This is a genomic window from Methylotenera sp. (assembly GCF_030653755.1).
Classification (GTDB): Bacteria; Pseudomonadota; Gammaproteobacteria; order Burkholderiales; family Methylophilaceae; genus Methylotenera.
This window is the reverse complement of the sequence record NZ_JAURYU010000030.1, coordinates 16,816-28,558: the sequence shown is the minus strand read 5'-3', so window position 1 is coordinate 28,558 and position 11,743 is coordinate 16,816. Positions and strand designations below refer to the sequence as shown.

The 11,743-nt window shown below is 44.2% G+C and carries 13 protein-coding genes; 4 read left to right on the top strand and 9 right to left on the bottom strand.

The genetic code is table 11. The features are described from left to right. From Q7U33_RS06100 to Q7U33_RS06060, 9 genes are all read right to left on the bottom strand, one after another. On the bottom strand, positions 1–791 hold a 791-nt coding region (locus tag Q7U33_RS06100; protein ID WP_304858746.1), incomplete at its 3' end, for an AMP-binding protein. Continuing rightward, positions 791–1,921, bottom strand: a complete 1,131-nt coding sequence (locus Q7U33_RS06095; RefSeq protein ID WP_304858745.1) for a CoA ester lyase — start codon at positions 1,919–1,921, stop codon at positions 791–793. The genes Q7U33_RS06095 and Q7U33_RS06100, both read right to left, overlap by 1 nt. A 1-nt stretch (position 1,922) precedes the next feature. Continuing rightward, complete coding sequence (locus Q7U33_RS06090; RefSeq protein WP_370651991.1) at positions 1,923–2,225, bottom strand: succinate dehydrogenase assembly factor 2; 303 nt, start codon at positions 2,223–2,225, stop codon at positions 1,923–1,925. Between the two features lie 9 nt (positions 2,226–2,234). After that, positions 2,235–2,972 carry a succinate dehydrogenase iron-sulfur subunit gene (locus tag Q7U33_RS06085; RefSeq protein WP_304858743.1) on the bottom strand — a complete coding sequence of 246 codons (738 nt, stop codon included), beginning with the start codon at positions 2,970–2,972 and terminating at the stop codon, positions 2,235–2,237. A 148-nt stretch (positions 2,973–3,120) separates the two neighbouring features. Next, entirely contained in the window at positions 3,121–4,881 is a 1,761-nt protein-coding gene (gene sdhA / locus Q7U33_RS06080; RefSeq protein ID WP_304858742.1) for a succinate dehydrogenase flavoprotein subunit, read from the bottom strand. A 7-nt stretch (positions 4,882–4,888) separates the two neighbouring features. After that, positions 4,889–5,236: a succinate dehydrogenase, hydrophobic membrane anchor protein gene (gene sdhD / locus Q7U33_RS06075; protein WP_304858741.1), complete on the bottom strand. Its 348-nt coding sequence runs from the start codon at positions 5,234–5,236 to the stop codon at positions 4,889–4,891. Between the two features lie 11 nt (positions 5,237–5,247). Further along, the gene (sdhC, locus tag Q7U33_RS06070) at positions 5,248–5,628 is read right to left on the bottom strand and encodes a succinate dehydrogenase, cytochrome b556 subunit (RefSeq protein WP_304858740.1); all 381 of its coding nucleotides are present in this window, start codon (positions 5,626–5,628) and stop codon (positions 5,248–5,250) included. Beyond that, on the bottom strand, positions 5,629–6,819 hold the full coding sequence (locus tag Q7U33_RS06065; protein ID WP_304858739.1) for a malic enzyme-like NAD(P)-binding protein: 1,191 nt from the start codon (positions 6,817–6,819) through the stop codon (positions 5,629–5,631). It abuts the gene before it with no gap. A 39-nt stretch (positions 6,820–6,858) separates the two neighbouring features. Next, entirely contained in the window at positions 6,859–7,593 is a 735-nt protein-coding gene (locus tag Q7U33_RS06060) for a GntR family transcriptional regulator (RefSeq protein ID WP_304858738.1), read from the bottom strand. 182 nt (positions 7,594–7,775) lie between these two features. Between Q7U33_RS06060 and Q7U33_RS06055 the strand changes: the two genes are divergently transcribed. From Q7U33_RS06055 to prpB, 4 genes are all read left to right on the top strand, one after another. Next, positions 7,776–8,657 carry a CoA ester lyase gene (locus Q7U33_RS06055; RefSeq protein ID WP_304858737.1) on the top strand — a complete coding sequence of 294 codons (882 nt, stop codon included), beginning with the start codon at positions 7,776–7,778 and terminating at the stop codon, positions 8,655–8,657. A gap of 12 nt (positions 8,658–8,669) precedes the next feature. Next, entirely contained in the window at positions 8,670–9,737 is a 1,068-nt protein-coding gene (locus Q7U33_RS06050; protein WP_304858736.1) for a MaoC family dehydratase, read from the top strand. After that, positions 9,737–10,735, top strand: a complete 999-nt coding sequence (locus Q7U33_RS06045) for a CoA ester lyase (protein WP_304858735.1) — start codon at positions 9,737–9,739, stop codon at positions 10,733–10,735. The genes Q7U33_RS06050 and Q7U33_RS06045 overlap by 1 nt, the downstream gene beginning before the upstream one ends. A gap of 122 nt (positions 10,736–10,857) precedes the next feature. Then, on the top strand, positions 10,858–11,742 hold the full coding sequence (gene prpB, locus Q7U33_RS06040) for a methylisocitrate lyase (RefSeq protein ID WP_304858734.1): 885 nt from the start codon (positions 10,858–10,860) through the stop codon (positions 11,740–11,742). Position 11,743 lies beyond the last annotated feature (1 nt).

The window sequence follows — 11,743 nt, the reverse complement described above, 5'->3', positions numbered from 1 at the left end:
TGCACAATCACAGTTTTACCTAAGTACAAAGGATCCATCAAACCAGTACCTAGCACATAGGTCCAGTTAAACTTGCCAGAGTGCATGATTCTATCTTGCACTTTCTCACTGTAATTAAACCAATACTCTGCTGCGGGTTGGCGTCCTAATAAAGCGCGGTGTGCGTGCAGTACGCCCTTAGGGTAGCCAGTAGTCCCTGAGGTATACACCAGATAAGCTGGGTCTTCGGCTTTGGTGAGGGGCATCTCTTCTACTGCTCCCACGCTTGCCATCGTCAGCTCAAGGTCATGCACCGCCAGTTTACTAGGCGTAATTGCCTGTGTTAGCTGCGTTAAAAGCACATGTTTTAGGTTTGGCGTATTTCCTAAAGCACCCTCTAGCTGCGATTGCATAGCACTCCATGCGGTAGCATCTGTCACCAGCACCGCAGCCCCTGAATCTTTGGCTAAATAGGCCACTTCTTCAGCCGTGAGCAAGGTGGAGGTTGGCACTGAAATAGCGCCCATTTTCATCGCACCTAGAAAAGCAATTGGATAATCCAAACTATTAGGTAAGCGAATTAATACACGATCGCCGACTTTAATGCCTAAATCACGCAATACTTGTGCAAAAAGATTAGTTTTAAGTGCTAACTCTTCAAAAGTAATGGTAGAAGTACCTAAGGCATCATCTTCTACAACCATGGCAATCTCATCAGCTTGCGCCGTGCCTAAGTGATTATCAGAGCAAGCGACACCAATATTAAAATATTCTGGAATTTGCCAATCCCACTTTGGAAAGTCAGTCAACATTATAAGAGCACTCCATATGGCCAGTTTTCTCGCACAACCTGTGCAGGTAGCAGTTGTAAAACGTGTAAAGCAAATTCCATATCGCTAGCTTTAAGCGCACGCAATGCATGCGCTCTCAATAAAGTCTGCAAGGCTTTACCAAACATGGGCGGGTCTAGCATTTCTCCATCAAATTTAATGGCGCCGCCTAGTAACGCATCAGCTTCAATGGCGGCTTTTAATATGTTAACTTTTTGTGCAACCTCAGTTGGAGAAGGTGTATAAGCAGTTTTACAAAGGTGGATATGCCCAGGATGGATGACTTGCTTACCCGTTAAGCCCATTGCTGCCTCTTTACAAGCATGCTTATAGACAACACGTGATTCGTTGTCGCCATGCAAATCCAGCCAGCGTCGCACATCATGTGGCTCTAAGTATTTTTCTGGCATAGCACTGGCGCCGATTAAGGTCTCCACGCCACCAATCACACCTTTACCTGCAATACGTGCTTCAAACATCAAGGTGTTCATGTAAAACTGTAGTTCATCAATCCAGTTTTCTGGCGTGATTTGAATGCCCATCGCTTTTGAAAAGTCATGAATCCCAAACACCACATGTTTAACCGTGCTGTACTGCATCAAATCTGGTGCTATTTTTAACGATTTTGGGTGCTCAATAATCGGCTGAATCGTAATTTTTGAGTTCACACTGAGTAAAAAGCTGGATAAATCACGCACCTCAGCTGCGCCATAAGCTTCACCCGCTTTAGCCAACATCACGACATCAATGTATTCCCCCATGTCACGCACCAATTGCATATCCAACTCGTACTCATCAGTTCTAAATGAGTTAGCACGGATAGCAACAGTGACGCGCTCATTCATCTTACGCAGCAAGGGGAGCTCTTGCCGTAATAAATCACGGCTCATTGCTTTTTGGCGACAACCGTCTTCTAAGTCAAAAATCAGCGTATGGGCATGCGTAAAGTGCGCATGTTTTTTCATACGTGCTGATGCTTGCTCCATATCCTCATAAATACCCAAGCTTGGCGCATATTTGACTGGCGGATAATATAACTGGATACCAGGCCAATAGTCGCCCAGCGCTTTGGCGTCGAAAGTGATTGGCTCTTCACCTATATGCATCATCATCTTATTCAGCCTCCTGTAGTTTGTTTAATCTGGCCGTCTTAATTTTGTAAATCATCGCATTTCTTGCTTCTTCTTTTGCACTAATCGCTTTATTCATCACGCTAGTATTGTTAATCAATGCCCAGAAGTCATTGTCTGGCAAGGTGAGTAAGGCATCGAACACTTGCAACTCTGCCAAAGTGAGTGCATCGTACTGATGCTGCACAAAGTCTTGCAGCACAATATCAAGCTCCAGCAATCCTCTTCTACAGCGCCACGCAAAGCGTCTTTGTTCAGCATCTCTTAAGTTTTCTGCATTCATCATCATGGCGCCTCAAATCGCTTTAATTGATAACGTTTTCTTTGTCGTTTTAGCTTCTTTTGCACGCTCTATTTTTAAGTCTTTAATGCTGGCAATCGCAGCATTCGGGTTCAGTTTCTTTGGGCACACATCTACACAGTTCATAATATTGTGGCAGCGATACAATCGGTATGGATCTTCTAGATTCTCTAAGCGCTCTGCTTCTGCCTGATCGCGAGAATCGACAATAAAACGGTAAGCTTGCATCAAACCAGATGGCCCAACAAATTTATCAGGATTCCACCAAAAACTTGGGCACGAAGTAGTACAAGCGCCACACATAATGCATTCATACAAGCCATCTAGTTTTGCACGGTCTTCTGGGCTTTGCAGACGCTCAGTTTCTGGCAACGGGTCATCGTTAATCAAATACGGTTTTACCGAATTGTAATGCTCAAAAAACTGCGTCATATCAACAACTAGGTCACGTATCACAGGTAAGCCTGGCATTGGGCGTAGCACAACAGGTTGCTCAAGCTCGGATAGCTTGGTAGTACAGGCAAGCCCATTTTTACCATTAATATTCATGGCATCACTACCGCACACACCTTCACGACAAGACTTACGCAGTGACAAGGTATCATCGTATTGCTTGATACGAATCAGCGCATCCAATAACATTTGGTCTCCTTCCTGCAATTCAATTTCATAATCTTGCATGTAAGGCTTTTTATCTTCATCTGGGTTGTATCTATAAATAGAGAACTTCACTTGAACACCTCGAAAAACGTTAGATATTGGGATGAAGTGCAAGGCGCACGGAACGTAGTAACTGAGACAGTACAATGGGTACTGCGAGGTTGCGAGTGACGTGCAACGCAGCAATTCGCCCAAGAAATATTGTTTTTAGAAGTGTCCATTAATAAACCCTCGCTTTAGGTACAAATGGTTCCACCGTTAATGGTTGCAAACGCACAGGTTTATAAAGCAACTGATGGTCTTTTTTATAGTAAAGTGAATGCGTTAACCAGTTTTCATCATCTCGCTCCGAAAAGTCTTCGCGCGCATGTGCACCGCGGCTTTCTTGTCGGTTGTTGGCTGCATGCATCGTAGCCACAGCAACTTCAATTAAGTTATCTAATTCCAAGGCCTCGATACGCGCAGTGTTAAACACTTGGCTTTTATCTTTAATTTCAATACGCTGCACACGCTCAGCAATTTCATTAATGCGAGTAACACCGTCTTGCAGTAAATCTGGAAACCTAAACACACCGCAATTGGTTTGCATAGTTTTACGCATTGCAGCGCCTACTTCAGCCACATTCTCACCATCTTTTTGCGCATTTAAGCGATTGATACGTGCCAAAGTTTTATCTGTAGCATCTACTGGCAATGGCTTATGCGGCTGATTTAACGCAATCTCTTGCGCCATTTTGTCACCTGCTACTTTGCCAAATACCACTAAATCTAACAGTGAGTTTGAACCTAATCGATTAGCACCATGCACTGAAACGCAAGCGCACTCGCCTACCGCATACAGGCCATTCACGATTTTTTCGCTGCCATTACTAGGCTCTACTACTTGTCCATCTAAATTGGTTGGAACTCCGCCCATCATGTAGTGAGCTGTCGGCACAATCGGAATTGGGTCAACTACAGGGTCAACATTCGCAAAAGTTTTAGCAATTTCACGAATACCAGGCAGACGCTTACTAATTAGCTCTTCGCCCAAATGGTCAAGCTTCAAATAAATCGCATCTTTATTTTTACCAACACCGCGACCAGCTTTAATTTCTGTGGCAATGGCGCGAGAAATTACATCTCGGCTCGCTAAATCTTTCGCATTAGGAGCATAACGCTCCATAAAACGCTCGCCTTCAGAGTTAACTAAATAGCCACCTTCGCCGCGCACCCCTTCGGTAATTAGCACACCTGCGTGTAGAACACCTGTGGGGTGGAACTGCCAGAACTCCATATCCTGTAACGGCAGACCAGCGCGTACCGCCATACCAAGACCATCTCCTGTGTTTATAAAAGCATTAGTACTCGCCTGAAATATACGGCCAGCCCCGCCCGTTGCTAGCATTGTGGTTTTAGCTTGCAACACATGAATATCACCCGTTTCAATTTCTAGCGCAATTACGCCGAGCACGTCGCCATCAGCGTCTCTAATTAAATCTAATGCAAACCATTCAACAAAAAATTGAGTATTTGCACGGATATTACGTTGATACAAAGTATGCAACATGGCATGCCCTGTTCTATCTGCCACCGCACAGGTACGTGAAATAGGCTTTTCACCAAAATTTTGCGTCATCCCACCAAATGGACGCTGAAATATTTTGCCATTCTCTAAGCGATCAAACGGCATGCCAAAATGCTCAAGCTCGATAATGGCTTTAGCGGCATTTTTGCACATAAATTCAATGGCATCCTGATCACCTAAATAATCAGAACCTTTAATCGTGTCGTACATATGCCAAAGCCAGTTATCGCCAGATACATTACCCAAAGCCGCGGCCACACCACCTTGCGCCGCCACAGTATGTGATCGTGTAGGGAAGACTTTAGACAGTACCGCAACCTTCACGCCTGCTTCTGCCAACTGTAAAGAAGCGCGCAACCCAGCGCCACCGCCACCGACAATCACTGCATCAAACTGATGATTTTGTATATTCATATGAGACTTAAAGCTTCCATAAAATAATGCTTACCCAGCACAGATAACCAATCAACAACATATCAACGACAATCTGCAAAAACGCGCGTAACTTTAAGTTAAAGACATAATCTTTAAATACATCCCGCACGCCAAGCCATGCATGTACAAATAAACTAACAAAAAACACTAAAGTTAATATGCGCCACCACCATGGTGACATCAAGCCTAACCATGATTCATAATTGGCAGGCTGCCTAATCGCCAATGCCAGCAGCATCAGGAACAAATAAACCACCATGACGACTGCTGAGATACGCTGTGTTAGCCATAAACGCATGCCTGGATATTTTTTTGTCAGTAGCTCTATCAACATAAGCGTGGCTTTTACCAAATATAATAAGCAAAAATAAGCATCGAACAGACCCCTAACATCAACACAATTCGACTAGAAAATCTCGCTTTATTGAGTGTTGTCATCCAATGCACGTCTTGTCCCAAATGTCTTAACCCTGCATATAGATGGTGAAAAAATGGCCAGGAAAACCCAATTAAAATCAGCTTTAATATCCAGTGCTGGAACATCTTACCCAATTCACTAAAACTCACCTCACTGCTTAATGAAGCTTGCATAGACCAAATAAGCACAGGAATTAATAAAAACAACAACATGCCACTCATGCGATGCAAAATCGACACCACAGCGTTAATAGGCAAACGAATCGTAAAAAGATTAAGATTCTTTGGCCTGTTACGCACGCTAGCCATTTACGCCGCCTCAGCCACTGCTTTTGATACACGCGCTAACAGGCGTGGATCAAAGGGTTTAGGAATAATGTAAGTTTTACCAAACTCAAGCGCTTGGAGATTGTAAGCAGCCAACACTTCAGCTGGTACTGGTTCTCGGGCAAGCTCACTAAGTGCATGTGCCGCTGCAATCTTCATCGCTTCTGTAATCTGTTTAGCTTTAGCGTCTAATGCCCCTCTAAATAAATAAGGAAAGCACAGCGCATTATTAACCTGATTAGGAAAATCACTGCGTCCAGTTGCCATCAAAATATCATCACGAATCGCATGCGCCACACTTGGCAACACTTCAGGATCAGGGTTAGCCAATGCAAAAATAATTGGATTTTTTGCCATGCCTTTTATCAGGCTAGCATCGAGTGCATTTTTAGCTGAAACACCAATGAACACGTCAGCATCTAGCATTGCATCTGCCAATGTTTTAATGTCACATGCTGCAATCGCAAGCTCACGATTATTATCATGTAGGTCAGGTCTGTTAGTATCCAGCACGCCAGTTCTATCTACCATCGTGATGTGATTCGCCCCCATATTTTTAAGCAACTTGGCACAAGAGCACCCTGCTGCACCAGCTCCCAAAAACACGATTTTTGCAGTTGATAATGTTTTGCCCTGCAAATCCAGCGCATTCAACATGGCTGCGGCAACAATTACTGCTGTTCCGTGCTGATCATCATGAAACACGGGGATATCCAACCGCTTTTTCAGTTCATTTTCTATATAAAAACAGTGTGGTGCGGCAATATCTTCTAAATTAATGCCTCCAAATGTTGGTGAAATATTCACCACAGTTTCAATGAACTCATCAGGTGTTTTTGCATTAATTTCAATATCAAATACATCAATGCCAGCAAAGCGTTTAAACAATACCGCCTTACCTTCCATCACAGGCTTACTCGCCAGTGCGCCCATATTACCTAAGCCCAATACAGCGGTGCCATCGGTAATCACCGCCACTAGGTTTCCTTTATTAGTGTACTTATATGCATTACTTGCATCGGCGTGGATTTCTCGTACAGGCTCTGCAACACCAGGCGTATAGGCAAGAGACAAGTCATCTTGCGTAACACAAGGTTTTGATGACTCTACACTCAGTTTTCCTGGTATTGGAAACTGATGGTAATCAAGTGCTCGTTTTTTTAGATCGTCCATTTTTTGTCTCTTTAAAGTTTTCTGGCGGATGCTTTCAAACTACTCCAACTCGCTCATATAATGATGGTCATCGGTTAAACACAAACCTAAGCGCCATTCCATCGGCTTATCGCCATAGGTAAACGAAACGCGCTCAATACTTAATAGTGGAAAACCCTCTTTCAACCCAAGCGCTTTTGCTACTTCTTGGTCAGCGCCCACTGCTTTCAAGCGCTCCTCAGCACGGATCATACGTATGCCAAATTGCGATTCGTACATGCTATACATTGAGCCATTGCACTCTTCAACCTTATTACCGTTTAAACCTTTAAAAGTGGCAGCTGGCACAATTAGATGGTCGTAAATGATTGGACGGCCAGAAAAAGTGAGTAAGCGCTTAACTTCTATCGTTGCTGCACCCGCTTTAATCTCCAAAATCTTAGCGAGATAATTATCAGCTTTCGATTTAACACAAGAAATTAGCTCGTTATGTAGCAACTCCTTCTTACCATCCACCGAGGTTAACCTTAAAAATCTAAGCTTAGTCACCTCTTCACTATGGGTTGCGACAAACGTACCTTTACCTTGCCTGCGAATTAAAATATTTTCGGCAGATAGGCTATCAATGGCCTTGCGCACAGTCCCTTGACTCACTTTGTATCGTGCAGCTAACTCAATTTCACTAGGAATCACATCGCCAGGACCCCATTCACCACCAATCAAACTCTGTGTAATTAACACTTTAATCTGATCATATAAAGGCCTGTAACTAGGTGAACTCAATTGCTTATCCATAATTTTTAAACCCATGCATTTGGTTGTTATCAACTTGCTTAATTTCCATGATTGAATTTATATCATGCAAAATAAAATTAGTCTAGTGTTTTATATCTTATATAAGACATAAGATAAATGTTGACACTTATTTAATTTCATCTATATAATCAAATCCACATCTTTAGAAAGTCATATTGATTATGGAATATCACATCCGACCACGACGCTCTATGCTATACGTACCGGGCTGCAATAAGCACTATCTTGACCGCGCACGCACCCTAGCGGCTGATTCTGTTATTCTGGATCTAGGCGACCCGATTCTTGTCGATGCAAAAGAAGAATCTCGAGCCAATGTAGTAGAAGCTATCTTGCAAGGCGGCTACGGCTCTCGAGAAGTAGTCGTACGCGTCAATAATTTAGATTCAGCTTGGGGGCACGATGATATTCGTGCAGTAGCCAATATTGGTGCCAATGCGATTCTTTTCCCCAATATTGAATCACGTGAAGATGTACTGAAAGCACAATCATACCTAGATGAAGCTGGTGGTAGCCATATGCCTATTATGGTGATGATAGAAAGCCCGCTTGCAGTTTTAAATGCCAAAGAAATTGCAGCTGCGTCAGACAGAATCAGCTGTATTGTGATGGCAACCTCTGACTTAATCTCCCAACTACATGCGCATGTAACACATGAACGCTCTGCCATTTTAACCTCACTATCACTGGTGATTTTAGCGGCACGCGCCTATGGCAGAAGCGTGATAGATGGCATTACTAGCGATTTCAAAAACATGCATTCTTTTGAGTATGCGTGTAGATTGGGACGCGACATGGGTTTGGATGGGAAATCACTGGTTCACCCCGCTCAAATTGCTTACTGCAATGATGCATATACGCCAAAAGCAACAGAAGTCGCTAATGCAAGGCTAATTATCACTGCGCTCAAAGAAGCCAACGAGGCTGGTCGCGGCACGGTAGTTGTGAATGACAAACTGGTCGAACATCATCACATTAAAGCCGCACAACGTTTAATTAAACTCCATGAAGCAATTATTGAGCTTGAAGAAGAATACATATAAATGGCCTCCACTATGCAATCAAACAAAACATCATCAGGTCGGTTTTTTGAACACTTCACCCTAAACGAAGTGATTCAACACGCCACTCCGCGCACGATTACCACAGGTGACGTTGCACTTTATATCGCCTTAACAGGTAGTCGCAACCCATTGCATTGTAGCGAGCCGTTCGCGCAAAGCGTGGGCTACCAATCAGCACCAATAGATGACTTACTTACATTTCATATCGCTTTTGGCAAAACCGTACCTGATATTTCTGTGAACGCGGTGGCAAACTTAGGCTATGCCGATGTGCGCTTCTTACAACCCGTATCTGTAGGCGACACGCTCAGTACGTCCAGCCAAGTGATTGGGCTTAAACAAAATTCCAACGGTAAAAACGGGGTTGTTTATGTACGATCAACCTCAGTGAATCAGCATAACCAGCCAGTTTTAAGCTGGGTGCGCTGGGTCATGGTGCATAAAAATGACGCCAATGCTCCAGCACCTGAAACCATAGTGCCAGAATTACCCGCATTTGTTGCAGCAAATCAATTAAACATCCCGGCATACTTAACGGCAACCAACTTTAACCAAGATGCCACGGGTGGACAATTCTATTGGGAAGACTATCAAGCAGGAGAACGCATTAATCACGCCGCAGGCATGACGATTAACCAGAGTGACCACTCGCTCGCCACGCGGCTTTATCAGAATAATGCACGCCTGCATTTTGACGCACATTTAATGCAGACGTCCACATTTGGCAAACGTTTGGTTTATGGCGGCATCGTTATTTCCGCCTGCCGAGCATTAAGTTATGAAGGGCTAGAAAACGCCATCAGCATTGTTGCCATTAACGCAGGCACACATGCCAACCCATGCTTCGCAGGCGACACCATTTATACATTTACCGAAGTGTTAGATCGCTGGGAACTGCCAAACAGAAGTGATATAGGCGCACTCAGGCTACGCATGGTAGGCATCAAAAACATGAACTCAACCGATTTGGCAGAAACAAAACAATTCAACAGTTACCACCCTAATGTAGTACTTGATCTTGATTACACCGTACTTATGCCACGCAAAGGAAATCAATAATGGCTGCGACTTTATATAAAAAACACCCTAATGAAGCCTTATTTGGTGGAGAAAAACCATTCCCGCTCATTCCAGCCTGCGAGCACTTTGCTGGCAGTGAAAAACTCATACTAAAAGCACTATCACTACAAGATAGCATTGGTGCTGTGTTTGATATCACTTGCGATTGTGAAGATGGCGCAGCCGCTGGGCAAGAGCGCGAGCATGCGGAGATGATTGTTCGCGTATTAAATTCAGAAGCCAACAAACACCAAATGGCAGGTGCGCGTATTCATGACTACACGCACCCTGGATGGAAATTAGATATCGACATTTTAGTCGCAGGTGCGGGCAAGGTACTGAGCTATATCACCATTCCAAAATGCACGGATATCAGCCAAGCCAGTGAGATGATTCAGTACGTTCAAAAGATAGCGAAACAAAATAACATTGATCGCGTCATTCCAATCCACATACTGATTGAAACCCACGGCGCACTCAAACAAGTGCATGAAATAGCCACATTACCATGGTTACAAGTACTTGATTTTGGCTTAATGGACTTTGTCAGCGCACATCATGGCGCGATTCCCGCAAGTGCAATGCGTAGCCCTGGTCAATTTGAGCACAAACTCTTATCTCGGGCTAAAACTGAAGTGGTCGCCGCCGCACTTGCTAATGGTGTAGTGCCTGCACATAACGTAACGCTGGACTTAAAAAACGCAGAAACCACATTAAGTGACGCCAGCCGCGCACGCAATGAATTTGGTTTTATGCGCATGTGGAGTATTTACCCAACTCAAATCCAAGCCATTGTAGATGCAATGAAGCCTAATTTTGATGAAGTGTCTGATGCCGCCAACATCTTACTTGCCGCACAAAACGCCGATTGGGGCCCGATTCAATACAACGGCGAGTTACATGACCGCGCAACCTACAGATACTTTTGGGAAGTGTTGCAGAAAGCCAGACTCACTAGAGTGGACATTTCTACAGAAGCAACTGAAGCATTTTTTTAAACAACAAATAACCCAAACACAAATCGGTACGCATGAATGCTACCGAAAGGATAGGGTTTTAAATGCAACACACGCTGACATAGCAATCTAGCATGATTAAAATGAACTGAAGGAAGTGAGCAATGAACAAACAAGCGACCGCAGGTACACGATTCAGAGCCGCATTAAGCGCCGAAACGCCTTTACAAATCATAGGGGCAATCAACGCTTATCATGCACTACTCGCCACACAAACAGGCTACAAAGCCTTGTACTTATCTGGCGGCGGCGTGGCAGCAGGTTCATTAGGTATTCCAGACCTAGGCATATCAACCCTAGAAGACGTACTGATTGACGTACGCAGAATCACTGATGTCACTGAAACACCATTGTTAGTAGATATCGACACTGGTTTTGGCGGCGCATTTAATATTGCGCGCAGTATCAAGAGCATTATTAAAGCAGGCGCTGGCGCAGTGCATATTGAAGACCAAGTGCAAGCCAAACGCTGTGGACATCGCCCAAACAAAGCGATTGTCAGCCAAGCTGAAATGGTAGACCGCATTAAAGCAGCTGTTGATGCAAAAACTGACCCTGACTTTGTCATTATGGCGCGAACCGACGCATTGGCTGTCGAAGGCCTGCAATCAGCAATCGACCGCGCATGCGCCTGTGTTGAAGCTGGGGCAGACATGATTTTCCCTGAAGCCATCACCGAACTTAGCATGTATCAACAGTTTGTAGAGGCAGTCAAAGTACCAGTGCTTGCCAATATCACCGAGTTTGGTGCCACACCATTGTTTACCGTTGATGAGCTACGCAGTGCCAATGTAAGCATGGTGCTATACCCACTTTCAGCATTTAGAGCCATGAATCAGGCCGCACTCAACGTGTACCAAGCCGTACGTAATGATGGCACGCAAGCCAATGTAGTCAACACGATGCAAACACGTGCAGAACTCTACGAACACCTCAACTATCACGCATACGAACAAAAGCTAGACGAATTATTTAAGGGAGAAAAGTAGC